Here is a 26,098-nt window from a genome sequence, read left to right on the forward strand (position 1 = left end):
ACTTCCAAGTATTTGTGACTAGGTACTAATAGTAGTATATATTCAGGTTTGAATGATTTCAAGAATGAAATATAACAGATTTTCAATCTAATGCTTTTTGTTCCAATACGCCTTCAGCTTCAAGCCACTCTCTAAGTGGTACGTATTCCTCCCTTGACCAAAAAGCTTCTGAAGCAATTAATTTAATCGCATCTTGGCGAGCGACTTCTAATGTACGTTGGTCTCTCGTCAAATCCGCAACGGAAAACTCAGGAAGACCACTCTGTTTTTTTCCGAGCAAGTCTCCAGGCCCTCGCAATTCCAAGTCGCGTTCAGAAAGTTCAAATCCATCATTTGTCTCCGTCATAATTTGCATTCTCTCTTTACCGACATCAGATTTAGGGTCGGCTAGAAGAACACAGTAAGATTGTTCAGCACCTCTCCCTACACGCCCGCGCAGTTGGTGGAGCTGTGCCAAACCGAAGCGTTCTGCATCATAAATGACCATGACTGTGGCGTTAGGTACGTTTACACCAACTTCAACAACCGTTGTCGAGACAAGAATTTGTACTTTTTGATCGACAAACTCTCCCATAACGGCATCTTTCTCTTCAGCACCTAACCGACCGTGCATAAGACCCACATTCGTATCCTGAAAAGCTAATTGAAGTTGGGCATGAACATCAATGGCATTTTGAACATCTAACTTATCAGATTCCTCGATCAAAGGGCAAATCACATACGCTTGGCGCCCCTTCTGAACTTCTCGTCGTATGAAACGAAGGACGTCATCTAACATATTCGGTTTCGCCCAACGAGTATCAATTGGTTTACGTCCTGGAGGTAATTCATCAATCACGGAAACATCCATATCGCCAAACGCAGAAATCGCTAGTGTTCTAGGAATCGGCGTTGCAGTCATAAATAAGACATCCGGCGTTTCCCCTTTTTCTCGTAAAATACGTCGCTGTTCAACACCAAATCGGTGTTGTTCATCAGTAATGACAAGACCAAGGTTGTGGAAATGAACACCTTCCTGAATCAAAGCATGCGTACCAACGACGACATTAATTTCCCCTGAGGCGACTCTTTCTAATTGTTCGCGCTTCTGTTTCTTTGTTTGTGAACCTGATAAGTGACCAACTCGAATACCTAATGGCTCAAACAATTCTGTTAAAGAGGTCGTATGTTGTTCAGCAAGAATTTCTGTCGGTACCATTAGCGCTCCTTGATACCCTTTCATTACCGTTGCATATAAAGCTGCAGCAGCAATAATCGTCTTCCCAGATCCTACATCTCCTTGCAACAAACGATTCATGCGATAAGGAGATTTCATATCCGTATACACTTCATCTAATACACGGTTTTGGGCATTCGTTAATGTAAATGGGAGCGAAGAGATAAAACGATCCATCTCTTCGCGAGGGCCCGCAGACACTTTTCCTTCTTCCTCTTCTCGTTTTTGTTTACGATACGCTTGCACCTTGAGTTGAAACCGAAGAAGTTCATCATAAACCATGCGACGCCTTGCTTGCTTAAGGTCCGCTTCCCCCTCTGGAAAATGAAGCGCACGTAGCGATTCAGAAAGAGACATGAGACGGTAAGCTTCTCTTAGCTGGTTTGGCAGCGTATCATCAAGCAAATGACTGAATTGCTCATAAGCTAAGCGAATATAACGACGAAGTGTTTGCTGTTTCCAATTCCCTTTCAACGGATAGACAGGCAAATAAGACTGATCACTTACTTCACGATCAGATTTAATATATTGAGCCGTTATCGTCATCCGATGTTGATCCCATTTCCCTGTCACAACAACATCCTGCCCTGGCGTTAAGCGATCACGTAAATACGCTTGGTTAAAAGCAACGACTGTCACCATTAAGGGGCCAACAAGTAAACGAACGGACAGGCGAGATTTCTTCTTCCCGAAGTAGCGAACGACAGGTTCACCATAAATTTTCCCTTGTACCGTCGCTTTCTCGTCATGTCGCACTGTTTCTAAAGGCCGAACGCTAAAATCCTCATAACGAAAAGGGACATACATAAGTAAGTCATAAACCGTCTCAATCCCTAATTCTTTTAACGATTCCGCCTTTTGTTTACCAATTCCATTGACCGTTGTAGTAGGAATATTTAATTCTTCATTCACGGCGAAGGCGACGACGTTTTCAGCACCTCAGCTTGCAACTTTCGACCCGTTGGCGTCGCCGCTAACCCTCCTTCCGCTGTTTCTTTTAGTGCACTTGGCATCGTTTCACCAATTCGATACATCGCATCGATGACTTCGTCACAAGGAATACGGCTTTCGATGCCTGCTAGCGCCATATCAGCTGCCACAAGTGCATTTGAAGCGCCCATCGCATTCCTTTTAACACACGGGACTTCAACAAGGCCAGCAACAGGGTCGCAAACAAGACCTAGCATATTTTTTAATGCCATCGCCATCGCTTCAGCCGATTGCTTCGGTGTACCACCAGCCATCTCAACGATGGCGGCAGCTGCCATACCTGTAGCAGATCCCACTTCTGCTTGACACCCTCCGGCAGCACCAGAGATCGAAGAATTATTTGCTACGACAAATCCGAAAGCACCACTTGTAAACAAATAACGCACCATTTGTTCACGCGTTGGCTCAAGGCGTTCTTTAACTGCAAATAACGTTCCTGGAACGACCCCAGCAGAGCCAGCAGTTGGTGTCGCACAAATCGTGCCCATCGCTGCATTGACTTCATTTGTTGCCATTGCTTTACTGACCGCATCAAGCATAAGTCCTCCCGACAAAGAGCTGCCGGACTGTATATGAGAGTGTAGTTTTTTCGCGTCTCCACCCGTTAAACCAGAAACTGAGGTCACATTTTCCTCAATACCACGCTTAACCGCTTGTTCCATAACATCTAACTGACTTTCCATCCGTTCATAAATTTCGCTATATGATAATTCAGACCAGGCCATTTCTTGACTGATCATCACATCGGAAATCAGCTTTTGTTCCTTTTCTGCCTTTTCTACAAGTTCTGCAACATTACGAAACATCGACTTTCCCTACCTTCCAATGCTTGGCTAATCATGAATTTTTGTCACCTTTTCTACCGTATCTAGCTGCTGTAATTGCTCAAGCACATCGTCACCGACGTTTTGATCGACCTCAATAACCATTAGTGCCTGTTCTCCTTTTTCTTTTCGAGACACTTCCATATGCCCGATATTGATCTCTTCGTTCGCTAATGCTGTTGAGACAGATGCAATCGCACCGTAGCGGTCATTATGAACGACAAGTATAGCGGGGTGGTTCCCACTTAAACGAAGGGCAAAGCCATTCAACTCTTTAATTTCGACTTTCCCACCGCCTACAGAAACCCCGACAAGTTCCATCTCATCTTCACCGTAGCCGAGACGAATTTTCACCGTATTTGGGTCATCTGTTTGCGCTTCTTCCTCAATAAACTTGATTTCAACCTGCTTTTCTTCGGCAACGGCCAATGCAGACGGAATTCGGTCATCATAAGTTTCATAACCGAGTAACCCTCCGACGATCGCAACATCTGTGCCATGTCCTTGGTGCGTTTTTGCAAAAGATCCATAATAATGAATCATCGCCCATTCTGGTTCTTTTTGAAATAAGTGCCTTGCAACGCGGCCAATCCTCGCTGCACCAGCTGTATGAGAACTTGAAGGTCCAATCATAACTGGACCGATAATATCGAAAACACTTCGAAACTTCATCCTCTTCCTCCTTCTCCGACTCAACAACCGCAATCATTACTATCAATATCTTAACAAACCGCTGTCTAGCACGCTAGATAAAAGAAAAAGAGCCACTTCTCCACGTAAGCAAGGAAAGCCTCACTTTATGGGAAGCGACTCTAAAAGATAGAACACTAACAGGAATTAAGAACGTGTACGAGCAACAGAAATAGCCACTGTTCCAGGGCCTACATGGGCGCCGATAACAGGTCCAATGTCAGTGATACATTCGTCTGTGACATTGAATTGTTGCTTCATTTTTTCCATCAATTCCCGTGCATATCCTTCAACATTCGCATGTGAAATACCAACATGAACAGCGTCATTTCCAAAATGTTCTTCAAACTGTTCAAATACACGCTTCAACGCTTTTTGTTGTCCACGCACTTTATCATGAGGATAAACTTCACCCTCTGTCGTTAAAGACAGAATTGGTTTAATTTTCAATAACGAACCAACAAGCGCTGAGGCACGTCCTATCCGTCCGTTTTTTTCTAAATATTTTAGTGTATCGACCATGAAGTAGACCTTTGTTTCTTCTAACAACTCATTTATACGATCGAGACACGCTTGTTTACTAGCTCCTTCTTTCGCCAGTTTCGCCACTTCTACAACAATTACACCAATCGCATAAGAAGCGCGTTTTGAATCAACAACAGTCAACGACAACTCTTCACCGACCGTTTGCGATGCTATATAGGCTGATTGATACGTACCACTCAGTTGGGATGATAAATGGATAGATATAATTTCTGAATCCGGATCATTTTCAGCCAATTCTCGATAAATCATTTCAAACTGATGCGGTGTTGGTTGTGAAGTTGTTGGGATTGATTCAGTCCTTGGCAATTTTTCATAAAATGACAAGGCAGATAAATCAACCCCATCTTCATAAGTTACACCATCGATGTGGACTTTTAAAGGAACGACAGTGATCCCAAGTTCATCTGCTTTTTCCTTAGGAATATCGGCGGTGGAATCAGTAACGATGCGCACATGACCCATCCGACCACCTCCATACATTGAGAAATATATTTATTCAACAGAAATAATGTACGAATACAACGGTTGTTTTCCGTCGTGAAGTTCTACTTCAACATCGGAAAACATCTTTTCTACAAAATCAACAACAGCTTGTCCTTCTTGTTCATCTCGGTCTTCACCTTTGATAATTGTGACAATTTCAGATTCATCATCAATTAGTGATGTTAGCAATTCTTCAGTCACTTTTTGTACAGATGGGTCCGTTGAAGTGATGTCTTTCTCAGAGATCCCCATATAATCTCCCTCTTTAATAGCAATACCATTGATGCTTGTATCACGCACAGCATAAGTCACTTCACCTGTTTTCACTTCAGAAAGTGCTTCGCTCATTTCTTCTTTATTGTCCTGTAAATCGCTCGTAGGATTAAAAGACAACAGAGCTGTAAGCCCTTGAGGAACAGACTTCGATGGAACAACGACCGCTTCAGCATCTACGACAGACGCAGCTTGTTCGGCTGCCATAACGATATTACTGTTGTTTGGAAGTAAAATGATTTTCTCAGCATTCACTTCTTCTATCGCCTTTACAAAATCCTCCGTCGACGGGTTCATCGTTTGGCCGCCTTCAATAATGTGGCTAGCACCCACGCCTTTAAACAACGACGCAATCCCTTCTCCCATTGTTACAGCAATAATCGCATATTCCTGTCGCTCTTCCTTCGTTTCAGTCGGTGCTTGAACTGGTTTGGGCTCATTTTCACCTTCATAGTCAAGGATCGCTGAATGTTGCTCGCGCATATTTTCAATCTTTACATTAACGAGCGAACCATGTTTTTGAGCTTTCGTAATCACATCACCTGGATACTCTGCATGTATATGTATTTTCAATAGGTCGTCATCACTTACAACGAGTAATGAGTCTCCGAGTTCATTTAAAGCACTTCTAAATTCTTGTTCATCAAATGGATATTGCGACGTTTTTTCGTCTTCAAACTTCACCATCACTTCCGTGCAATAGCCAAATTCAATATCTTCTGTTGCCATATGGCTTTGCGCAGAATGGTGTTCAAACTTCACAAGCTCATCCATCGAAGGTTCATTTTGTACTAAATCAACGATTTTCTCTCCAGTTAAAACAGAAAGAAAGCCTTCATAGATCGTTAGTAGTCCTTGTCCTCCAGAGTCTACAACACCGACTTCTTTTAAAACAGGTAAGAGATCAGGTGTTCGCTCAAGTGATGCTTCCGCCTCTTTTACGACGGCATCCATGACTTCTACGACATCCTCGGATGTTTTCGCAACTTCTATTCCTCGATTTGCTGCATCCTTAGCCACGGTCAAAATTGTACCTTCAACAGGTTTCATGACCGCTTTATAAGCCATGTTGACACCATTTTCAAATGCCTTACTTAAACCTTGGGCATCGAGGGTTTCTTTGCCTTCCACAGATTTTGAGAACCCACGGAATAGTTGGGATAGAATAACGCCTGAGTTTCCACGCGCGCCCATCAACAACCCTTTTGCGTACGAACCTGCAACTTGACCGACTCGATTTGCATTTGCTTGTTTCACTTCTTTGACGCCAGAAGTAACGGTCAAGTTCATATTCGTTCCTGTATCACCATCTGGAACAGGAAATACATTTAATGCATCTATTTTTTTTGAATGATTAGATAAGTTGTTCGCACCTTCGATAAGCATTTGGGCAAACATTTCTGCTTCTAAATTCTTCACCGACACTAATGTTCCTCCTAACTTCACCTATGAATTTGTCACTCGCACACCTTGGACAAAAATATTGACAGAGTCAACTTGAAGACCAAGCATTTGTTCGAGTTGGTACTTCACTTTTGTCTGGACATTATAAGCCACTTCAGAAATTTTCGTCCCGTAACTGACTATAATATACATGTCGATATGTAAATCGTCCTCTTCTCCATGCCTTATGACAACGCCTCTACTGAAATTTTCTCTCCCTAATAGTTCAGTAATACCATCTTTAAGCTGTTTTTGCGATGCCATGCCGACAATACCATAGCAATCAATAGCAGCACCACCAGCAATAATCGCAACAACATCTTTCGATACATCAATTTTTCCGTAGTTTGTTTTCATTTCGATAGACATGCAAAAATCCTCCTTTGGAATTTTGCCTTTATGGCTAAGCTTATTTTACTATAATCTTTTTCTTTTTAAAAGCGGGCAATGATACAGTAAAATAAAAAAGGCATGTGTAAAGGCTGTGACCTTGTAATTATCAAGTTTATGCTTGCAAACTTTACATTCCTATGCTAACATTGTCAAGTATTTAGAATGACTAGATATCATTCATCCCATCGATCGTTGAAGGAGGGAGAATTTTATGGCACGTAAATGCGTCGTTACAGGAAAACAAGCACGTTCTGGTAACAAGCGTTCCCACGCGATGAACAAATCAAAGCGCCGTTGGGGAGCGAACGTGCAAAAAGTACGTATTATGGTTGATGGCAAGCCACAACGCGCGTACGTTTCTGCTCGAGCTTTAAAATCTGGAAAAGTTCAGCGTGTATAATCGCTAAACGACTGAGACTAAACGGTACAAGGCTGAAGCCTGTGCCGTTTTTGTTTTTTTCAAGAATCTTTACCTTCCATAACGAGCTCAGAAATTTTTTTATCCAAAATCGGTCGTTGATAGAACTACTTATGCTTCTCCGTTACAAATAAGGGGTTACATTTATGGGTGAAAAATTATCTCCCCCTTTAATTCTTGTTTGAGATATGAGTAACTTTGTTATCTTCACACATGGTTTTGAGGGTACCATAAGATGGATGAGCTCCTTCTTAGAGACATTAATAGCGATAGTATTATTCTACAATCCGATTTAAAATAAAAGTCGTTTTTAAGAACAAAAAAGCACCATCATCGGTGCTTTTTTGACTACTCTTTACGTATACTTCCTAATACTGCGCGTACAAACCCTCCTAAAAACTTGGGCAACCGAATCGTATAAAATTTCATCTTTCCCCCTCCTTGCATGAACTGTCAACAATACTTTCGTTTAGGAGAACGCCCGTTGAGAACGTACCATATTTCGTCTCGTTATTATTAAGTATATTCAAACGAGCGGAAATAGTACCGATTTTTCTTAATCTCGACTTTCAATCACCGTTAAAATCCCGTCAGTAAAGGAAAAAAATCCTTTATCTTCTTTCCATTCATTACTGATCGTTAAACTAGATGTTCGTATTATTTGTTCATCATTGAGCGGATAATAAAAACCGTCTAGTGTCAATCCACTTACAACATCCGTTAACGGGATAAATGAAACGTAACGATATCTTCCTGAATTCGGTAAACAGTACGTTCCCGGTTGCTCAACACGGACACGATTATTCACATCTTCAATAACAATTTGATGCTTAACATAATCGTGTTTTGTTAACAAATGGATATTGACCATAAAGTGGTCAAGTCTCCCCCCTGTCGCACCTAAAATGGTCACAGAGGTTGGGTTTTGCTGAACAACCCAGTTGAGCGCGATATCCAAATCTGTTCGGTCTTTTTCGCGCGGATAGACATCTCTCTTCACTGTATGCAAAGAAAGAACGTCACGTTCATCTTCAGATAATGAATCAAAATCACCGAATGCTTGCAATAATTCGATCCCTGCTTCAACGATATGGTAGGCACCACGGTCAACACCAACCCAATTTGCGTTCGGGTACCTTTTTTTCACCTCTGTGAACCGCGGCATATGCGAGATGGGACCGCCCGCAACAACAATGTATTCCATGTCAACCTCCTTATGACGCTTGGAATAAAGACGAATTCCGTCGATTTAATAACAACAACACAGCAGCTGATAAAAGGAATTCAGGTATTAAATAAGAGATATTATACAAAAACACATACGTCACGACAGGGATACCTTCTGGTGCCATTTCTGCAAACCAAACAACTCCTGCTACAAAGTGTGACAAAAAGCGTAAACTAACCCCTACAAAAACGCCTGTTATTATATAAGTCATGCGCAATGGTTTTTGACGTCCTTTTCGAAATACCGACAACCCTGCTAATCCGACAACACTAAATGCAACTGGGTAATCTAGCATCGCTTGAATAGGGTGAACAATAAAAGCACCTGGCAAAATAAGTGATATAAGTCCGAATAAAAGACCTGCTAAAACACCAGCTCTTATTCCGCGCCGGAAAGCAATGACAATTAATGGAATCATCGCAAGCGACACTGAACCTCCTTGCGCCCAAAAACCACCAAACTTAATAAAACTAAGCACAACTGCTAGCGTTGCCATCACGGCGATTTCGACGTAATATAACGTATTTGTATTACGCATATGGATCACTCCCTTAACAAAATTAAAACACAGCTCCCAAGATTGTAAGCTGTGTTTCCTTCACAAGTCACATTCCTACGCGAGCATCATCTCACAGGTTCGAAGGGTCGAAGTCACGAACTTCCTCTCAGCCTTCAATAGGCTCCCCTTGTGATTTCTATTTTTTCTTTTATCCACGAATCGCTTCAATCGCAAGATTCCTCTGTTCACTCTTATAAACAGAAGATCCGGCAACGAGAACATTCGCTCCTGCCTCTCGACATAACTTCGCTGTTTCTTCGTTGATTCCTCCATCAACTTCAATTTCAACCGTTGGATTAATTTCTTGCGCGCTCTTATAAACATCTTGGATTTTATCAGTGACACGATCGATAAATGATTGACCACCAAATCCGGGGTTAACTGTCATAAGCAAAACTAAATCTACATCTGCCAAGATAGGTGCAATCATCTCGACCGGCGTACCTGGATTTATTGCTACACCAGCACGTACACCTTGGTCTTTGATAAGCTGAATTGTTCGGTGTATGTGAGGGCTTGCCTCAATATGAACAGTGATGATATCTGCTCCCGCATTAGCAAATTGCGGGATATATTGGTCAGGGTTTTCAATCATTAAATGCACGTCCAGTGGCACGTTTGACACTGGTTTTAACGCTTCAACGACCGGGACCCCAATCGATATGTTCGGAACGAAATGACCATCCATTACATCGACATGAATATAATCTGCACCACCGTTTATGACATCACGAACCTCTTCTCCAAGTTTTGAAAAATCAGATGCTAAAATTGAAGGAGCGACTTTAACCATAACTAGTACCTCCGTTTTTGATTTTGAATTTCTGATAAAAAGCGAACATAATGATTATACCTTAACTGAGAAATCTCTCCAGCTTCTAACGCTGTCTTTACGGCACATTTCGGTTCATTCACATGTAGACAACCGCGAAATTTACAATCATCTACGTACATGAGGAATTCAGGAAAACAATGACTGAGTTCTACTTCGGTCATATTTTCAAAGTCTAGTGCGCTAAAGCCTGGCGTGTCTGCAACAAGGCCCGAATTAACGGGGATCAATTCAACGTGTCGAGTTGTATGCTTACCACGCCCTAAATGCTTTGATACGTCTCCTACTTGTAGGTCTAACTCTGGTCTTAATGCGTTTAAAAGTGAAGACTTACCTACACCAGATTGACCTGCAAAAAGCGACACTTTCCCTTCTAAATAAGGGCGTAGAGACTGAATCATCTCATCTACATACACAGACGTATGAACAACCTCATAACCAAGATCTCGGTACATTTGACCCATATCTTCCAAAGACTTTCTTTCTTCTTCAGTTAGCAAGTCCATTTTCGAAATACAAATCATCGCGTCGATTCCACTTGCTTCGACATGGACAAGAAGGCGATCAAGCAGTTGAGCGCTGAAATCAGGCTCACGCGCAGAAAACACAAGAATCGCTTGGTCTACGTTTGAAATTGGCGGTCGTTTTAATTCATTTTTTCTTTCTTTAAGTACCGTTACGTACCCTTCCTTATGGTTATCTGCTGCAAATTCAACGTAATCGCCGACAAGTGGAGTGAGCTTTTGTTTACGAAACACACCCCGCCCTCGACATTGGAAAATCCCTGATTCATTTTTCACGTAATAAAAGCCACTCAAAGCTTTGACGATTCTACCTTCCGCCATGGAAACCTCCTGTATGTTCATTTATTCATTGTCTTCAAATTCCTCAAGTTCGTTAAACGAATATTCAAATGGTGAGTCACCATGTTCTTCACCGTCAATTTCTAAGAAAATAAGAGTAACTTCCCCTTCTTCTAATGTTGATGGCACATTAAATTCATTCGGTAAGTCAACAGGTTGATTTAAAATATCAATGGGTTCATCTGTCGTCGAATCCAAAATCGAGAGACGAACATCGAAGGTTCCTTCCTCTCCCCCTTCGGGTACGTCAATGTTAAACGGGATGTGCCCATTAACAAAATCCTCACTCATTTCCAAGTCTCCATCATCTTCATCAGGATCAGGACCACGCGAGAAGATGACAGTGACTTCCGTCATTTCATCTATTTCAGTAAACGCGCTAGGGTCTTGGTCAATCACTCTTCCTTCTTCATAGGTTGACGAATATTCCTGAACAAAATCACCGATCAGATATTCCTCTTCAGCAAAATACTCTCGCACATCTTCGCGACTCAATCCGAGTAAATTATTAAGGTGAATGGACGGTCTCTCACTAACAGTGAGTGTAACCGAAGTTTCACTTGCGACAATTTGCTCTTCTGGGCTAGGGTCTTGATCTAAAACCGTGCCATCATCGACGTCACTCGTTGTTTCATACGTAATCTCAATGTCATCAAATGCATGTAATCCCCGCAAAGCTGCAGATTCTGAACGCCCTATGACATCTGGCATTTCAATTGGCTCTTTCCCCTCACTCACATACAGGGTCACAGTCGAGTTCACTTTAACTGTTGAACCTGCATCAGGTCGATGACGTACGATATGATCTTCTTCAATTTCATCATCATACGTTAACTCCCGTTCTACATCGAGGTCTAAGTCCATTAATGTACGAATCGCATCTTCGTAAGGTTCACCGACTAAATCATCAGGAACCGTAACTTCCTCTACGTAAAGCCATTGCGAAAGCAACCAAAAACTAGTGATCAATAGCACGAAAGCTATTAAACCGCCAATTGTGTATTTGCGACGTCTTGATTTTGTTTTCTTTTCAGTATTATCAAAGTTTTCACTCGTTTTGTCTTGATTAGGTTTTGTGATGAGCGTCTCCTGATCATCTACATGCTGTTCATCTTGTTCATTGACAATCGGAATCGCCTTCGTTTGCTCATCTATTCCCTCATCAATGGTCACAGGTGGTTCATCACTTCTTTCTGGATTTAACACCGTGGTCAAGTCGATTTCCATTTCCCCAGCGGATGCCACACGTTGTAACGGATCTTTAGCCGTTGCTTTAATAATGACATTTTCTACACTTTGCGGTATTGAAGGGTTCTTTTCTCGCGCAGAAGGGAAAGGGGTTTGCAAATGATGAATCGCAACAGAAACAGCCGTATCCCCTTCATACGGGACTTTTCCTGTTAGCATTTCATACATTACGACCCCTAGTGCATATAAGTCCGATTTCTCTGTAACGTGACCTCCACGCGCTTGTTCTGGGGATAAATAATGGACCGAACCAAGAACCGAATTCGTTCGAGTGATCGTTGCTTCACTCACTGCACGAGCGATCCCAAAGTCAGTCACTTTTGCTGCCCCGTCGTCTCGTATCAATATATTATGAGGCTTAATATCACGATGGACAATCCGGTTTTCATGAGCGTGAGAGATTGCCGCAATGATTTGCCGCATCGTTTGCACCGTTTCTTGCAAAGACAAACGCCCTTGGTTTTGAATCCATTGCTTTAAAGTCATCCCAGACACATATTCCATCACAATGTAGTACCAGTTTCCTTCTTCACCAACGTCATAAATATTGACAACATTAGGGTGAGATAGACTTGTCGCAGCTTGTGCTTCTCGACGAAAACGTGCAATGAAGTCCTGGTCTTGAGAAAATTCAAGTTTTAACACTTTAACGGCAACACTTCGATTTAAAATCGTATCGTAAGCAAGGTAAACATCAGCCATTCCTCCGCCACCGATCACTTCTTGAAGCTCGTAGCGGTCGTTAATGATTTCTTTTGTCATGATGAACCCTCGCTCTTTTTCTCATTGCCATGTTGAACGAGTGCAACTGTCACATTATCCTCTCCACCACGTTCATTTGCAACATCGATGAGACGGTCAGCGATCTCTGTAACCTGACCACCTTTTACATATTCTTGAATTTCTTCATCACTTACCTTGTTCGTCAATCCATCAGAACATAGAAGTAAAGAATCACCTTGTCCCCATTCTACGGCATTGATATCCACTTTCACGTCATCATCGGTACCCAAGGCACGCATCAATACATTTTTCCTCGGATGGTGTTCAGCTTCTGATTCGGTAATTTGTCCAGATTTTACGAGCTCATTGACAAGCGAGTGGTCCTCTGTTACTTGCTGAAAAGAATCCCCTTGTCCAAGATATGCCCTAGAATCCCCAACATGGGCGAGAGTCACGAAAGAATCAGAACAGATCGCAACGACGAGCGTCGTTCCCATTCCTAAACATTCAGGATTTTCTCTGGCATACGAAATTAACTCCTCGTTAACTTCCTTTGTTGCTGTTTCTAACCATGTTTTCGATTCATCGGCGGATAGGTATTCGTTGACTTGCTCCCACTTGTTACGAAAAGCCTGTTTTGTCATCTTGCTAGCTACGTCTCCTGCTTGATGACCACCCATACCATCTGCAACAAGTACGAGTAATTGCCCTTGTTGATTATTCAGATAATCCCCATCATCTTCGTTATGGGCACGTAATTGTCCTACATGTGTGCGAAATACAGCATCCATCATTATCCCCTCGTTTCTTCTTGACGCTCCTTAGCACGCAACTGACCGCAAGCTGCATCAATATCATGACCTTGTTCACGACGAACAGTGACATTGATTCCTTCGTCTTTTAACGTTTTCTCAAATTCATCAATCTGTTCTTTCGGTGTACGTACATAGTCCCGCTCTAGCACCTCGTTAACTGGAATTAAATTCACATGACATTTCATGTTCTTAATGAGTTTCGCAAGCTGTTTTGCATGCTCCGACGTATCATTGACACTACCGAACAACCCATATTCAAAGGTGACGCGACGACCTGTTTGCTCAATGTAATAATCTAGAGATTCCATCAGTTGATCTAATGGATAAGCACGGTTTACAGGCATCAACCTTGAACGTGTTTCTGTATCCGGAGCATGTAAGGAAACAGCAAAGTTGATCTGCAATTTCTCATCTGCAAATTGATATATTTTTGGCACAACCCCGCTCGTTGATACCGTGATGTGACGAGCTCCGATATTTAATCCTTTGTCATGGTTAATGATTTTCAAGAAATCCATAAGTGGATCAAAGTTATCAAACGGCTCGCCAATTCCCATCACAACAACAGAACTCACGCGCTCGTCTTGTTGATCCATATGACGTTGAGCCTCTAAAACTTGTGCAACGATTTCTCCTGCTTGTAAGTTTCTCTTCAACCCACCGAGCGTGGAAGCGCAAAACGTACATCCGAGTCGACAACCTACTTGGGTTGTCACGCATACACTATTTCCATAATTGTGACGCATCACAACCGTTTCAATCGAGTAACCATCTTGAAGTTCAAACAAAAATTTAATTGTTCCATCCGAAGAAGTTTGACTCGTGATCAATTTTAACGTGTCTAAAGTAAAATCATTCGCTAATTTCCCCCGTAAATCCTTCGATAAATTTGACATTTCTTCAAAAGATGTCACGCGTTTTTCATATAACCATTGATAAATTTGTGACGCTCGAAATGATGGTTCCCCTTGTTCTTTTAACCACTGTTGCAAATGGTCAAAACGGAGAGTCAAAATAGAAGGTTTCACTCCTAATGCTTGATGTTTTTCCACTTCCGCTAGTTGTAAATTCATTTATTTCACACCTTAATGTTGTTTTTCTAACTTGACAATAAAAAATCCGTCTGTATCTGTATCATCTGGAAACAGTTGTATTTTTCCATGGTCATGAAGATGTTGACCAATCTGCTTTGGTAAAAGCACCTCTTCGTTCGCATGTACAATAAATTCCGGATTTCGTTTTAAAAACTGTTCGATTTGCCAGTCATTTTCACTTTTATCAATCGTACACGTACTATAAACGAGGGTTCCCCCAACTTTTAATAGTGGAGCAACGGCATCTAACAACTGAGTTTGAACATTTGTGATATTTTCAATATCTTGGACAGATTTTGTCCATTTTATATCAGGTTTACGACGCAAAACACCAAGACCTGAACAAGGAGCGTCGAGTAATATTCGATCGAATTGCCCTTGTTTAAATTGTTCACCACTACGCCTAGCATCCAGCGTTTGTGCTTTTATTATTGATGATAAACCAAGTCTTTTGGCTTGCTCATCAATCAATGACACTTTATGGTCGTGAACGTCCAACGCATGGACCTTCCCACGACCTAACAATCGTTCAGCGATGTGTGTCGTTTTCCCACCTGGGGCTGCACAAGCATCGAGGACCGTTTCTCCTGGTTTTGGGGCTAGCACTTCCGTAACAAGCATCGACCCTTCGTCTTGAATTGTCACAAAACCATCTTTAAATGTGTCCGTTGCAGCAATCGTTCCTTTCATGACGACGATGTTATCAGAAGCTAAGTGTCCTTTCTCTGCATGAATCCCTTCATCAGCTAAGCGATTTAAAACCTCGTCGACTGATGTTTTTGTTGTATTAACACGGGCTGTTTGTCGTGCAGACTGTAAATTTGCAACCGCTAAATCACGGGCTTTATCGAAACCATATTGATCAATCCAACGCTCCATGAGCCAGTCTGGGTGACTCGTTTCAACAGCCAATCGCTCAACTGGATCTTTGATTGTTGAGAATTCAGGCCACTCTGACCTTTGCATCGAACGAAGCGTTCCATTTACCATATTGGCAATCCCTTTATGGCCTCGTCGCTTTGCAATCTCAACAGCTTCATGTACAACGGCTCGATCGGGAATTTTTTCTAAATAGTGAATTTGGTAAACCGATATACGCAAAAGAACGAGCACCCACGTATCTATACGATCGAGCTTTCGTTTCACAAATGATGATAAATAAAAATCAATCGTTTTTTTTCGTTGCAACGTGCCGTATACGATCTCCGTCAAAAGTGGAACATCCTTTGACGAGAGATTCGCTTTTTTTATCGTATGGTTAAGAAGTAAATGACTATAAGCTTGATTTTTTTCAATTTTTTCAAGCACTTCTAATGCTGCTTCACGTACGTTCATCTTTTTCATTTCATTCTCCTAATTTCATCCCGACGGTTAACGTTTGACCTGCACCACGTAAAAATGTTGCCGTATCCATCGGTTTTTTTCCTGCAGGTTGAACACGTGTCAACTTCACAGCTTTTTGATCACCTGTTTGTACGATGATTCCCTGATCATCAATTGCCAGTATCTCACCTGGTTGACGATCCCCTGTAATTGATTGTTTCTCAACCCACCATACTTTCAAACGTTCCCCAAGGCATGTGGTATATGCAACTGGCCAAGGGTTCATACCACGGACGTGATTATACACGTCATGGCTAGAGCGTGTCCAATCAATCCGTTCTTGCTCGCGACGAATATTCGGTGCATACGTCACTTCCTCTTCACGTTGGGTACGTGGTTCAATCTCTCCACGTACTAACTTCGGTATCGTATCAAGAAGTAGCTTTGCTCCAAGATCACTTAATTTATCGTGTAACGTTCCAACATGGTCATCTTCTTCGATTGGAATCGCTTCTTGAGAGAGAATATCCCCTGCATCTAATGCTTCCACCATGTACATAATCGTAATCCCTGTCTCTTTTTCTCCATCAATAATCGCTTGATGAATAGGAGCCCCTCCACGGTAACGCGGGAGTAGTGATGCATGCACATTAATACAGCCATATTTCGGAGACGTCAAAATTTCTGTCGGTAAGATTTGACCGAAAGCAGCTGTGACAATTAAATCAGGTTCATATGCGAGAACTTGTTCATAAGCCTCTTGTTGCTTAATTTTTTCTGGTTGTAAAACTGGTATCCCTACTTTTTCTGCTTCCTCCTTAACCGGGGGTGGAGTTAATGTCTTTTTTCTTCCTTTAGGTCGATCTGGCTGTGTGACGACAGCACAAACATCATACCCTTCATTTATTAACGAACGTAACACCGGAGATGCAAAGTCCGGTGTCCCCATGAAAACAATTTTCATATTTTTGTCCTCCTTAAAAAACCTAAGTCACTTTCTATTCAGCCTATCTGCAGGTTGACGTTACTGATTTTTGCCTCAGGTAAATGTTGCACGTGGTTCTCGGACATACGTTCCGTTATTTCAACCAAATCAGCCATTTTTAGGGGGCGAACGGACATACATTCCGTTAACCCCCTCTTTTGTAGGCAATGATGGGCTTATTTTTACAAATAGCGGAACTCATGTCCGTAAAATGCTCAAAATGAGCCTTTTTCAAGTACATAGCGGAATCAATGTCCGCAGCGAACGAAACAGTGAACGTGACCTCATTTAACCACTTTGCGCACCTCCGAGTTGATCAGAAACAACAAAGTTTACGAGATAGCCTTTCAAAATGAATGTCTCTTACATCATCATATATGGATTTTGGTCGATCGTAATTGTTAAATCAGTTCGCGTCATTTCCGTTTGGTACATCGACAAAATATCTTGTAAAAAAGAGGTTAGCTTCGGTTCATGTTTGTATTTTATCACGCATTGGTGGCGATATCTATCGTTGATCCGCGGGATCGGTGAAGCTACAGGACCTAATACAACTGAAGGTTCTTGCAATCGTTCCTTCAAAAATTGCGCAATTCGGTCTGTCGTTTGTGCTACTTTCATCAATTCTGTATCACTTACAGTAATAACAGTTAAAAACATGTACGGAGGGTATTGCCCTCTTTTACGGGTGAGCATTTCCCGTTGAAAGAACGACACAAAATCGTGGTTTTGCATGAGTTGGATACTATAGTGTTCAGGGTCATACGTTTGGACGACGACTTCCCCTTCCTTTTCGTGTCTCCCTGCTCGGCCACTTACTTGCGTTAATAATTGAAACGTCCGCTCAGTTGCGCGAAAGTCTGGCAAGTGAAGCATCGTATCCGCAGCTAAAATACCGACAAGCGTAACGTTAGGAAAATCAAGCCCTTTAGCAATCATCTGTGTACCTAGTAGAATATCTCCATCTCCTCTACCAAAGGCATTTAATAATTTTTCGTGCGCACCTTTTCGTTTCGTCGTATCAACATCCATTCGAATCACTCTTGCTTCGGGTAAAACATCATTTAAAGCTTCTTCTACTTTTTGCGTCCCCGACCCGAAGAAACGAATCGCTTCGCTTTCACAAGATGGGCAGGTATTCGGTACCCTTTCACGATAACCGCAATAATGGCAATCCAGAGAACCCGTCGACCTATGGTAAGTGAGGGAAATATCACAATGCGGACATTGTACGACGTGTCCACAGTCTCGACACATGACAAAAGTCGAATACCCTCTCCTGTTCAAAAAGAGAACCGTTTGTTCGCCTCGCTCAATCCTTGTTTTCATCCCCTCGATCAAGTCATTTGAAAACATCGAACGATTCCCACTTCTTAATTCCTCACGCATATCTACAATGTGAACAGAAGGCATGGCAATGTTGTTGACTCGTTCTGCCATTTCCAGTGATTCATACACCCCTTTTTGGGCACGGGCATAACTTTCTAATGAAGGGGTTGCACTACCGAGTACGACAGGGCACTTGTGATACTTTCCACGCGCTATAGCAACATCTCGTGCGTGGTAACGTGGCATTTCTTCTTGTTTATAGCTTGTCTCATGCTCTTCATCAATAATGACCATCCCTAAGCGTGTAAAAGGGGCAAAAATTGCTGAACGAGCACCAACCGCCACATTCACTTCTTGATCACGAATTTTCCGCCATTCATCAAACTTTTCTCCTTGCGACAATCCACTATGTAAAACTGCGACGTCAGAGCCAAATCGCTCTTTAAAACGGGTTACCATCTGCGGAGTTAAAGATATTTCTGGAACGAGTACGATCGCTTCTTTTCCTTTTTGCAAAACGGCTTCAATAGCTTGCAAATAGACTTCTGTTTTGCCACTGCCAGTGACCCCTCGAAGTAAAAACGTTCGATGCGTTTCTTTTTGCACATCTCGTAAAATCGATGTCATGACTTGTTGTTGTTCACTTGTTAATGCCATAGGTTCTGTCTGGCCAAACGAACGTCCTTCAAATGGATCACGTTTTTGTTCGACTACCTTTTCATGAAGCAACCCTTTATCTACAAGTGCTTTAACGACAGAGCTAGATGTTTCACAAATTCGGACAAGCTCTGAGACTACGATTACCTCGGAATAATGAAATACATATTCAAGCACTTCGCGCTGCTTTTTCGCCGTATTCCCCCAGTTTTCCAATGTTTCTTTTAGCGTTTCATCAGATACCGCCTTTTCAACCACCCGTACTTTTTTCATCGTCGCTTTGGACCCTACATGTTCGTTAACGACAATTTGGTGATTTTTGATATGACGTTGGATGTCTTTTAGCAATTGTTCATGAGCTGATTTTTGCAATTCGTCCCACCGTACGACGTTTTGGCGAGAAAACAATTGACGAACTTCAGGAGATAGCGTCTCTTTATCAATCGAATCAGAGAGTGATAACGTCTTTTCATATTTCGCCCGTAAAGCAGCGGGAAGCATCGCCTGCAAAGCCGTCACTTTAAAACAAAGCGTCGTCACACTGAGCCAATCTCCAAGTTCTAAAAGTTCCGAGGTTAAAACTGGCTTAATATCAAAAACATCAGATATTGGTTTTAAACGATCAAATTGCGAGGTTTCTGATAAAGAAACGACAAACCCTTGTACTTTCCGTGGTCCAAACGGGACAGCGACGCGAACACCTGGTTGAACAACTTGTTCAAAACGGGGTGGAATTTCATAATCAAAGGTTCGATCAATTTGTTGTGCAGGTACATCAACGATCACATTAGCAATCATTTCACTCCGCCCCATTGAAGATGGGCAACTTGGTCTAACAAGGATTCAGCGACTTTTTCTTTATGCGCTAACGAGATGTTTTTTTCAAATTGTTTCGGGCCGATCAGTGTCACTTCATTCATATCAGCAGCAAAACCTCTATTTGACTTAGACACATCATTGGCGACAATGAGATCAAGGTTTTTTCGTTGTAATTTTTCACGTGCATAAGCTAAAACATCTGTCGATTCAGCTGCAAATCCGACGAGAAATTGCCCATTTTTTTGCTTTCCTAGTTCAGCAAGGATGTCGCTTGTCCGTTCTAGTTGGATCGTTTCGCTTCCTTGCTCTTTTTTCACTTTTTGCTCCTGAACGTTTTTCGGCCTGAAGTCGGAGACAGCAGCTGCCTTAATAACTACATTTGAACTTTCATAGTGTTTCAATACTTGTTCATACATGTCGTTTGCACTTGTGACACGTATCACGTTCACGCCACTAGGATCCGGCAATTGTGTAGGACCTGACACTAGCGTCACTTGAGCCCCCCGACGCGCCGCTTCTCTAGCAATTGCATAGCCCATTTTTCCTGTCGACGGGTTTGTCAATACACGAACAGGATCTGCGTGTTCATGAGTCGGCCCTGCTGTGATGAGTACTTTTTTGTTTTGCCATACTGGGTTTTCTACGCACAGAAAATGATTACTTAGGTGTTCTACAATTTCCTCTGGTTCAGACATTCTACCTTTCCCTTCGTAGCCACAGGCAAGGAAGCCTTCACCAGGTTCGATAAATCGGTACCCATCCTGTTGTAAAGTATCCATATTTCGCTTAACAGCAGGGTGTTCGTACATATGTACATTCATTGCTGGAGCAATAAACGCTTCTGCTCTCGTCGCTAACAATGTCGTCGTCACCATGTCATCTGCAATCCCATTTGCCAATTTCCCAATCACATTTGCGGTAGCTGGAGCAACGATTGCAACATCCGCCCAGTCTGCAACATCGATATGCGAAATAACACTCGGATCCTCTTCTCGAAAGGTATCTACATATACACGGTCTCGTGCTAGCGATTGAAATGTCAACGGTGTAACAAACTGTTGTGCTGATTCAGTCATCAACACTTTAACATTTGCTTTTTTTTGTATAAGTTTGCTCGTCAATGCCGCCGCCTTATAAGCGGCAATTCCACCTGTTACGCACAACAAGACATTTTTATTTTCAAGCATGTTCGTTCCTCCTCCTAACAAAACCTCATAGGTGGCAACCGCTGAAGTTACGTTCTAACCTTATTCTATATCATTACAATACAAGAAATAAGACCATTTGACAAAAAACGGAGCTGACTCAAAAGGGGACGTTCATACCTTTATGAGTCAGCTCCATGACTGGTTTATTGCTCGTTTTTTTGATAAGTTAATTTGTCTTGATCAATCTCTTCTAAAGCTACACCAACAAGTTTCCTTGACTTCGGTCGATCGACTAACGCAGTGTCTGGGCCTTGATCTTGTAAATTTCGTGCACGACGCGCTGAAATCGACACAAGTGTGTACTTTGAATCGATTTTTTCCATTAAGGAGTCAACCGATGGATAAAGCATCATTCCACCTCCACGATCTGTTTATATTGTTCAATTAATCGATCTTTGCGACAATTCTCTGCTGTCACAATAGATTTAATACGTTCTACCGCATGTTCAACTTGATCGTTTTCAACAATGTAATCATATTGATCCATTAATTCGATCTCATCTTTTGCTACATTCATACGATTATCAATTAACTCTTTTGTTTCTGTTCCGCGCCCTTCAATACGCTGACGCAACTCTTTTAAACTTGGTGGCGCCAAAAAGATGAACACACCTGATGGGTATCTACGTTTTACTTGCAATGCCCCTTGAACTTCAATTTCTAAAATGACATCATAACCTTTTTCAATCGTCTCTTCCACATAATCAAGCGGCGTCCCATAATAATTATTGACATATTTTGCCCATTCTAATAACCGATCGCCTTCAATCATCTTTTCGAATTCTTCTTTCGATTTGAAGAAGTAATTCACCCCGTCTACTTCTCCTTCGCGAGGCGCACGCGTTGTCGCAGACACTGAATATTGAATATCGGTACCTTCATTTCTCAAGGCCTTACATACAGTACCTTTTCCTACACCGGCTGGCCCAGAAAGGACGATGAGCATACCTTTCTTTTTCTTCATACGTACCTCCACTTGTACAACTTGATATTGATATTACCATTTTTCAATTTACACTCATTTATTCTTCTGTTGCGTCATCTTTTGAATTGATTACTCGTTGCGCAACCGTCTCAGGCTGAACCGCAGATAAAATGACATGATCACTATCAGAGATGATCACCGCACGCGTTCTGCGCCCGTAAGTTGCATCTACTAACACATTTCTATCACGCGCTTCTTGAATAATACGTTTTATCGGTGCAGATTCCGGACTAACAATCGAAATGATCCGGTTTGCGGAAACGATGTTGCCAAATCCGATATTTATAAGATGGATGTTGTTATTCATAATTTCCCCTGCCTACTATTAAAGATTTTCGCATTATAAATGAGTGCTTCATTCAATGGTGCGAATTTATTCAATGTTTTGAACTTGTTCTTTCACTTTCTCTACTTCCGATTTCAACTCTACAACTCGCTGTCCAATATGTATATCATTTGCTTTCGAACCGATCGTATTGCATTCGCGGTTCAATTCTTGAACAATAAAATCCAACTTGCGACCGACGGCACCTTCCTCATCTGCTAAAACACGTTTTGCTTGATTTACGTGACTCTGAAGACGGGTCAACTCTTCTTCGATGTTGGATTTATCAGCAAAAACAGCTACTTCAGTCATAAGTCGCCCTTCATCTATCTCGATGTCTTGACCTGATAAAAATTCATCGACACGTTTTTGCAATCGTTCACGGTAACGTTCTTGGACTTGTGGCGCGTATTGGGCAATCTCTTGACTACAGAATGCTATATTGTTTAGCCGTTCATATATGTCGTTATACAGCGCTTTTCCTTCTTTCTCTCGCATAGATCGCAGTGCGCTTGCAGCCTCATGACAAGCATCGATTAATAGAGATGTTACCGTTTCTGATATGTCATCTGACTCATCAACATGAACAATTTCATCGGTTAATAGCAAACGATCCAATGGGAACGTTTGTGATGTTTTGTACGCCTCATTCATTTTCTCGTACATACGATGGTATGAATCAAGCAAATCCCAATCAACGTGAAGTGAACGTTTAACAAACCCATTCCCTTCTACGCTAACAAACACGTCCGCTTTCCCTCTTTGGATATATTCACCGACTACCTTTTTTATACGATCTTCATACATAAAAAGTGATTTTGGCATCCGAACATGAAATTCGCAAAATCGGTGATTTACCGTCTTAATCTCGACTGTGACTTTAAGATCTTCACTAGCCTTCACAGATCTACCATATCCTGTCATACTTACAACCATATCTACCACATCCACTCTTCCATTCTATACAATTTTTCAAGTAACAACAAGGGGATGCATGATTTAGACCATTTGAGGAACCATTCCTTTCAAATCTTTAGTGTACATGACATAAAGGATAAAGTAAATCGTCCACCGCATTCACGGTGGACGATCAATCATTTAACGTTTGCGACGAATCGTAGCTCCCCCTGCCAAAGCGACCGTTGGTAAAGCAGCCATTGCAAGGATGAATAGCCAGCTGTTAAACGTTAATGAAACTGTATGGAAGATCGGTTGAAATGCTGGTACATAAATGACTAGGAGTAAAAGAACAACAGATGATAATACAGCACCGATTAAATAAAGATTTCCAAATGGATTTCTATGAAACACTGAATACTCACTACGACAGTCAAAAACATGGATCAATTGCGCCATCACAAGTGTCGCAAATGCCACTGTTTGTGCCTCTTGTAAACCTGTCCCTTCAACTTCTAACATCCACCAAAAGGCAATCAATGTTACAACCCCAATCATGAACCCACGACTAATCACTTTCCAGCCGAGTCCGCGTGCAAAAATGCTCTCTTCTGTATCACGTGGCTTTCGTTTCATGACATCACTTTCTGGTTTGTCCATCCCTAATGCCATTGCAGGCAAACCATCGGTAACAAGGTTGATCCACAAAATTTGAATCGCTACGAGCGGTAAGGGCATCCCTAACATCATCGCAAATAACATAACGAGAATTTCTCCAACATTTGATGCGAGCATGTATCGAATAAATTTACGAATGTTGTCGTAAATATTACGCCCTTCTTTAATCGCCGCTTGAATCGTTGCAAAGTGGTCATCCCGAAGAATGAGAGACGAGGCTTCCTTTGCAACATCGGTACCCGTAATCCCCATTGCTACACCGATGTTCGAGGCTTTAATTGCCGGCGCATCATTGACGCCATCTCCAGTCATCGCTACAACTTCTCCGTTTTGTTGAAGCGCTTTGACAATCTTCAATTTATGTTCTGGTGAAACACGAGCAAACACATAGACATCTGAAATGATATCTTTCAAATCCCGTACACTCATTTCGTCTAGCTCTCGCCCATCCATGACACGCCCACCGTCTGGTAGTAAACCGATTTGTTTAGCAATCGCTTCAGCTGTCACGCGATGGTCACCTGTGATCATCACCGTTCTTACCCCTGCCTGCAAACTATTCGTAATCGCCTGTTTTACTTCCGGTCTAGGTGGATCGATCATCCCTTCAATACCAACAAGGGTTAATTGCTGTTCCGCTTCTGATTCATGAACGAACTTTTCATTTTCTCTAAGTTCACGGTAACCTACTGCGATTGTTCGTAATGCTGCTTGCGCCATTTCTTCAACAGCTTCTTCTACTTGTTTGACTGCTGAAGAAGTGAGCTTTTCTTGACCCTTTTCTGTTTCAATCGCTCGTGCATGTTTCGTTAAAACATCTGGTGCACCTTTCGCAACAACGTAACGTTTTTGCGTTTGCTTATCTTTTACGACCATACTCATCATTTTTCGTTTTGAGTCGAATGGAAACACTTTTTCAATTTCTACGTCTTTTACGATGTCTCGCTTATCAAATCCTGCCTTTGCTGAGGCTACGACCATCGCCACTTCCGTTGGGTCACCACTTATGTCATGTGCGTGCAATTTATCAATCGCACTTTGTTCTGGCTTTGTTATATCCGCTTCAGTACAAAGGGTTCCAAAATAAAGTAACCGCCTAAGTGTTTTTGGAAATCGCTGAGAAGAATCATCGTTTGTAAATGCTAACGAACCATCCCCTTTTTGCATATCGATCGTTCCATCGACACTCCAAAGTTGCGTAACGGTCATTTCATTTTTTGTTAATGTCCCTGTTTTATCAGAACAAACGACGGTTGCACAACCTAACGTTTCTACAGCTGGAAGCCTTCTCACAATGGCATTCCGCTTAATCATCCGTTGTACACCTAATGCTAACGCAATCGTTACAATCGCCGGCAACCCTTCAGGAATTGCGGCTACTGCTAGTGATACGCCTGCTAAAACCATCGTATACAATTCATGTCCTTGATAAATCCCAAACAAAACGACAAGCGCCGTCAAAACGAGCGCACCTGCAATCAACACTTTCCCCAGTTCCTCTAACCGCTTTTGTAAAGGGGTGATTTGATTGGACTCTGAACTCATTAAGTGAGCGATTTTCCCCATCTCTGTATTCATTCCTGTCGCAACGACGACAGCTTTTCCTTGTCCACTCGTCACGAGCGTACCCATAAAGCCCATGTTCGTTTTATCAGCTTGGTTGATATCCTCTTCCTCTAACGCTACTTGTGCTTTTTGAACAGGCACCGATTCCCCTGTCAAAGCCGATTCCTCTACCGCTAACCTTGACGTTTCAATAAAACGTACGTCTGCACCGATTCGATCTCCAGTAGAACATTTCACTACATCACCTACGACAACATCACGAGAAGGAATTTTAACCCAACTCCCTTCACGAAGCACTGTCATCTCAGGTGCAGATAACTTCTTTAATGCAAGTAAAGAACGTTCAGCTTTTCGTTCTTGAAAAAAACCGAGACATCCGTTAATAAAGACGATGATTAAGATTGTGATCGCATCGATATATTCACCAAGTAAACCAGAGATCAATGTCGCTGCTAACAAAATGAAAATCATAAAATCATTAAATTGCGACACGAAAACACTAAACGGAGAGCGAGGCTTTTGTTCGCTTAGTTCATTCGTTCCAAACTCAGCTAGGCGCGCGCTCGCTTCTCGATTTGATAGGCCGACGTTTTCATTACTTTCAACACGCTGTAATACATCCTCTTCAGTCATTGCATGCCAATTCATACGCTTCACCCCACCGTTTTGCTCACTGCTTGTTTACGAC

Annotated in this window: 24 protein-coding genes and 1 riboswitch; of the genes, 1 reads left to right on the top strand and 23 read right to left on the bottom strand. The window is 42.1% G+C overall.

From position 1 onward, the window contains the following. Positions 1 to 82: 82 nt before the first annotated feature. The 6 genes from recG to HNQ41_RS01265 all read right to left on the bottom strand — a co-directional run bounded on the left by recG (position 83) and on the right by HNQ41_RS01265 (position 6,834). On the bottom strand, positions 83 to 2,128 hold the full coding sequence (gene recG, locus HNQ41_RS01240) for an ATP-dependent DNA helicase RecG (protein ID WP_184662590.1): 2,046 nt from the start codon (positions 2,126 to 2,128) through the stop codon (positions 83 to 85). Next, positions 2,125 to 3,012 (bottom strand): L-serine ammonia-lyase, iron-sulfur-dependent, subunit alpha, encoded by an 888-nt coding sequence (gene sdaAA / locus HNQ41_RS01245; RefSeq protein WP_184662591.1) that lies wholly within the window; start codon positions 3,010 to 3,012, stop codon positions 2,125 to 2,127. The genes recG and sdaAA overlap by 4 nt, the downstream gene beginning before the upstream one ends. Before the next feature lie 27 nt (positions 3,013 to 3,039). Continuing rightward, positions 3,040 to 3,702 (bottom strand): L-serine ammonia-lyase, iron-sulfur-dependent subunit beta, encoded by a 663-nt coding sequence (sdaAB, locus tag HNQ41_RS01250; protein ID WP_184662592.1) that lies wholly within the window; start codon positions 3,700 to 3,702, stop codon positions 3,040 to 3,042. Positions 3,703 to 3,867: 165 nt separating this feature from the next. Then, complete coding sequence (locus HNQ41_RS01255; RefSeq protein WP_184662593.1) at positions 3,868 to 4,728, bottom strand: DegV family protein; 861 nt, start codon at positions 4,726 to 4,728, stop codon at positions 3,868 to 3,870. Between the two features lie 30 nt (positions 4,729 to 4,758). Further along, the gene (locus HNQ41_RS01260) at positions 4,759 to 6,447 is read right to left on the bottom strand and encodes a DAK2 domain-containing protein (RefSeq protein WP_184662594.1); all 1,689 of its coding nucleotides are present in this window, start codon (positions 6,445 to 6,447) and stop codon (positions 4,759 to 4,761) included. Between the two features lie 21 nt (positions 6,448 to 6,468). Continuing rightward, on the bottom strand, positions 6,469 to 6,834 hold the full coding sequence (locus HNQ41_RS01265) for an Asp23/Gls24 family envelope stress response protein (RefSeq protein ID WP_184662595.1): 366 nt from the start codon (positions 6,832 to 6,834) through the stop codon (positions 6,469 to 6,471). A 235-nt stretch (positions 6,835 to 7,069) separates the two neighbouring features. On the opposite strand from HNQ41_RS01265, the gene rpmB reads away from it, so the two are divergent. After that, on the top strand, positions 7,070 to 7,258 hold the full coding sequence (gene rpmB / locus HNQ41_RS01270; protein ID WP_184662596.1) for a 50S ribosomal protein L28: 189 nt from the start codon (positions 7,070 to 7,072) through the stop codon (positions 7,256 to 7,258). Positions 7,259 to 7,624: 366 nt separating this feature from the next. Here rpmB and spoVM read toward each other — a convergent pair whose 3' ends face one another. The 17 genes from spoVM to HNQ41_RS01355 all read right to left on the bottom strand — a co-directional run bounded on the left by spoVM (position 7,625) and on the right by HNQ41_RS01355 (position 26,058). Then, a complete protein-coding gene (gene spoVM, locus HNQ41_RS01275; protein WP_184662772.1) occupies positions 7,625 to 7,705 on the bottom strand; it encodes a stage V sporulation protein SpoVM in 81 nt (26 codons plus the stop codon). A 127-nt stretch (positions 7,706 to 7,832) separates the two neighbouring features. Continuing rightward, the gene (locus HNQ41_RS01280; protein WP_184662597.1) at positions 7,833 to 8,480 is read right to left on the bottom strand and encodes a thiamine diphosphokinase; all 648 of its coding nucleotides are present in this window, start codon (positions 8,478 to 8,480) and stop codon (positions 7,833 to 7,835) included. 10 nt (positions 8,481 to 8,490) lie between these two features. Then, a complete protein-coding gene (gene thiT / locus HNQ41_RS01285; protein WP_184662598.1) occupies positions 8,491 to 9,042 on the bottom strand; it encodes an energy-coupled thiamine transporter ThiT in 552 nt (183 codons plus the stop codon). Positions 9,043 to 9,097: 55 nt separating this feature from the next. Next, positions 9,098 to 9,201: riboswitch (TPP riboswitch) on the bottom strand. Positions 9,202 to 9,211: 10 nt separating this feature from the next. Then, entirely contained in the window at positions 9,212 to 9,856 is a 645-nt protein-coding gene (rpe, locus tag HNQ41_RS01290) for a ribulose-phosphate 3-epimerase (RefSeq protein ID WP_184662599.1), read from the bottom strand. Positions 9,857 to 9,858: 2 nt separating this feature from the next. Continuing rightward, positions 9,859 to 10,740 (bottom strand): ribosome small subunit-dependent GTPase A, encoded by an 882-nt coding sequence (gene rsgA, locus HNQ41_RS01295; RefSeq protein ID WP_184662600.1) that lies wholly within the window; start codon positions 10,738 to 10,740, stop codon positions 9,859 to 9,861. Between the two features lie 21 nt (positions 10,741 to 10,761). Next, positions 10,762 to 12,768 carry a Stk1 family PASTA domain-containing Ser/Thr kinase gene (pknB, locus tag HNQ41_RS01300; RefSeq protein ID WP_184662601.1) on the bottom strand — a complete coding sequence of 669 codons (2,007 nt, stop codon included), beginning with the start codon at positions 12,766 to 12,768 and terminating at the stop codon, positions 10,762 to 10,764. Beyond that, positions 12,765 to 13,520, bottom strand: a complete 756-nt coding sequence (locus HNQ41_RS01305; RefSeq protein WP_184662602.1) for a Stp1/IreP family PP2C-type Ser/Thr phosphatase — start codon at positions 13,518 to 13,520, stop codon at positions 12,765 to 12,767. Before HNQ41_RS01305 ends, pknB begins: the two co-directional genes overlap by 4 nt. Before the next feature lie 2 nt (positions 13,521 to 13,522). Further along, on the bottom strand, positions 13,523 to 14,617 hold the full coding sequence (rlmN, locus tag HNQ41_RS01310) for a dual-specificity RNA methyltransferase RlmN (protein WP_184662603.1): 1,095 nt from the start codon (positions 14,615 to 14,617) through the stop codon (positions 13,523 to 13,525). 12 nt (positions 14,618 to 14,629) lie between these two features. Next, entirely contained in the window at positions 14,630 to 15,982 is a 1,353-nt protein-coding gene (gene rsmB, locus HNQ41_RS01315) for a 16S rRNA (cytosine(967)-C(5))-methyltransferase RsmB (RefSeq protein WP_184662604.1), read from the bottom strand. A gap of 1 nt (position 15,983) precedes the next feature. Further along, a complete protein-coding gene (gene fmt, locus HNQ41_RS01320; protein WP_184662605.1) occupies positions 15,984 to 16,925 on the bottom strand; it encodes a methionyl-tRNA formyltransferase in 942 nt (313 codons plus the stop codon). 384 nt (positions 16,926 to 17,309) lie between these two features. Next, on the bottom strand, positions 17,310 to 19,730 hold the full coding sequence (gene priA / locus HNQ41_RS01325; RefSeq protein ID WP_184662606.1) for a primosomal protein N': 2,421 nt from the start codon (positions 19,728 to 19,730) through the stop codon (positions 17,310 to 17,312). Next, the gene (gene coaBC / locus HNQ41_RS01330) at positions 19,727 to 20,938 is read right to left on the bottom strand and encodes a bifunctional phosphopantothenoylcysteine decarboxylase/phosphopantothenate--cysteine ligase CoaBC (RefSeq protein WP_184662607.1); all 1,212 of its coding nucleotides are present in this window, start codon (positions 20,936 to 20,938) and stop codon (positions 19,727 to 19,729) included. The genes priA and coaBC overlap by 4 nt, the downstream gene beginning before the upstream one ends. A 164-nt stretch (positions 20,939 to 21,102) precedes the next feature. Then, entirely contained in the window at positions 21,103 to 21,309 is a 207-nt protein-coding gene (gene rpoZ, locus HNQ41_RS01335) for a DNA-directed RNA polymerase subunit omega (protein WP_184662608.1), read from the bottom strand. Further along, on the bottom strand, positions 21,309 to 21,923 hold the full coding sequence (gene gmk / locus HNQ41_RS01340) for a guanylate kinase (protein WP_184662609.1): 615 nt from the start codon (positions 21,921 to 21,923) through the stop codon (positions 21,309 to 21,311). Before gmk ends, rpoZ begins: the two co-directional genes overlap by 1 nt. Positions 21,924 to 21,981: 58 nt before the next feature. Continuing rightward, positions 21,982 to 22,251 carry an extracellular matrix/biofilm regulator RemA gene (remA, locus tag HNQ41_RS01345; protein WP_184662610.1) on the bottom strand — a complete coding sequence of 90 codons (270 nt, stop codon included), beginning with the start codon at positions 22,249 to 22,251 and terminating at the stop codon, positions 21,982 to 21,984. A gap of 66 nt (positions 22,252 to 22,317) precedes the next feature. Then, entirely contained in the window at positions 22,318 to 23,205 is an 888-nt protein-coding gene (locus tag HNQ41_RS01350) for a YicC/YloC family endoribonuclease (RefSeq protein ID WP_184662611.1), read from the bottom strand. Between the two features lie 162 nt (positions 23,206 to 23,367). Then, positions 23,368 to 26,058 carry a cation-translocating P-type ATPase gene (locus HNQ41_RS01355; RefSeq protein WP_184662612.1) on the bottom strand — a complete coding sequence of 897 codons (2,691 nt, stop codon included), beginning with the start codon at positions 26,056 to 26,058 and terminating at the stop codon, positions 23,368 to 23,370. Positions 26,059 to 26,098 lie beyond the last annotated feature (40 nt).

The organism is Texcoconibacillus texcoconensis, assembly GCF_014202575.1.
Classification (GTDB): domain Bacteria; phylum Bacillota; class Bacilli; order Bacillales; family Salisediminibacteriaceae; genus Texcoconibacillus; species Texcoconibacillus texcoconensis.

Coding starts and splice junctions, on each gene's coding strand:
- sdaAA (WP_184662591.1), bottom strand. CDS start 3,012: ATGTTTCGTAATGTTGCAGAACTTGTAGAAAAGGCAGAAAAGGAACAA.
- sdaAB (WP_184662592.1), bottom strand. CDS start 3,702: ATGAAGTTTCGAAGTGTTTTCGATATTATCGGTCCAGTTATGATTGGA.
- HNQ41_RS01255 (WP_184662593.1), bottom strand. CDS start 4,728: ATGGGTCATGTGCGCATCGTTACTGATTCCACCGCCGATATTCCTAAG.
- HNQ41_RS01265 (WP_184662595.1), bottom strand. CDS start 6,834: ATGTCTATCGAAATGAAAACAAACTACGGAAAAATTGATGTATCGAAA.
- rpmB (WP_184662596.1), top strand. CDS start 7,070: ATGGCACGTAAATGCGTCGTTACAGGAAAACAAGCACGTTCTGGTAAC.
- spoVM (WP_184662772.1), bottom strand. CDS start 7,705: ATGAAATTTTATACGATTCGGTTGCCCAAGTTTTTAGGAGGGTTTGTA.
- HNQ41_RS01280 (WP_184662597.1), bottom strand. CDS start 8,480: ATGGAATACATTGTTGTTGCGGGCGGTCCCATCTCGCATATGCCGCGG.
- thiT (WP_184662598.1), bottom strand. CDS start 9,042: ATGCGTAATACAAATACGTTATATTACGTCGAAATCGCCGTGATGGCA.
- rpe (WP_184662599.1), bottom strand. CDS start 9,856: ATGGTTAAAGTCGCTCCTTCAATTTTAGCATCTGATTTTTCAAAACTT.
- rsgA (WP_184662600.1), bottom strand. CDS start 10,740: ATGGCGGAAGGTAGAATCGTCAAAGCTTTGAGTGGCTTTTATTACGTG.
- pknB (WP_184662601.1), bottom strand. CDS start 12,768: ATGACAAAAGAAATCATTAACGACCGCTACGAGCTTCAAGAAGTGATC.
- HNQ41_RS01305 (WP_184662602.1), bottom strand. CDS start 13,520: ATGGATGCTGTATTTCGCACACATGTAGGACAATTACGTGCCCATAAC.
- rlmN (WP_184662603.1), bottom strand. CDS start 14,617: ATGAATTTACAACTAGCGGAAGTGGAAAAACATCAAGCATTAGGAGTG.
- rsmB (WP_184662604.1), bottom strand. CDS start 15,982: ATGAAAAAGATGAACGTACGTGAAGCAGCATTAGAAGTGCTTGAAAAA.
- fmt (WP_184662605.1), bottom strand. CDS start 16,925: ATGAAAATTGTTTTCATGGGGACACCGGACTTTGCATCTCCGGTGTTA.
- priA (WP_184662606.1), bottom strand. CDS start 19,730: ATGATTGCTAATGTGATCGTTGATGTACCTGCACAACAAATTGATCGA.
- coaBC (WP_184662607.1), bottom strand. CDS start 20,938: ATGCTTGAAAATAAAAATGTCTTGTTGTGCGTAACAGGTGGAATTGCC.
- rpoZ (WP_184662608.1), bottom strand. CDS start 21,309: ATGCTTTATCCATCGGTTGACTCCTTAATGGAAAAAATCGATTCAAAG.
- gmk (WP_184662609.1), bottom strand. CDS start 21,923: ATGAAGAAAAAGAAAGGTATGCTCATCGTCCTTTCTGGGCCAGCCGGT.
- remA (WP_184662610.1), bottom strand. CDS start 22,251: ATGAATAACAACATCCATCTTATAAATATCGGATTTGGCAACATCGTT.
- HNQ41_RS01350 (WP_184662611.1), bottom strand. CDS start 23,205: ATGGTTGTAAGTATGACAGGATATGGTAGATCTGTGAAGGCTAGTGAA.
- HNQ41_RS01355 (WP_184662612.1), bottom strand. CDS start 26,058: ATGAATTGGCATGCAATGACTGAAGAGGATGTATTACAGCGTGTTGAA.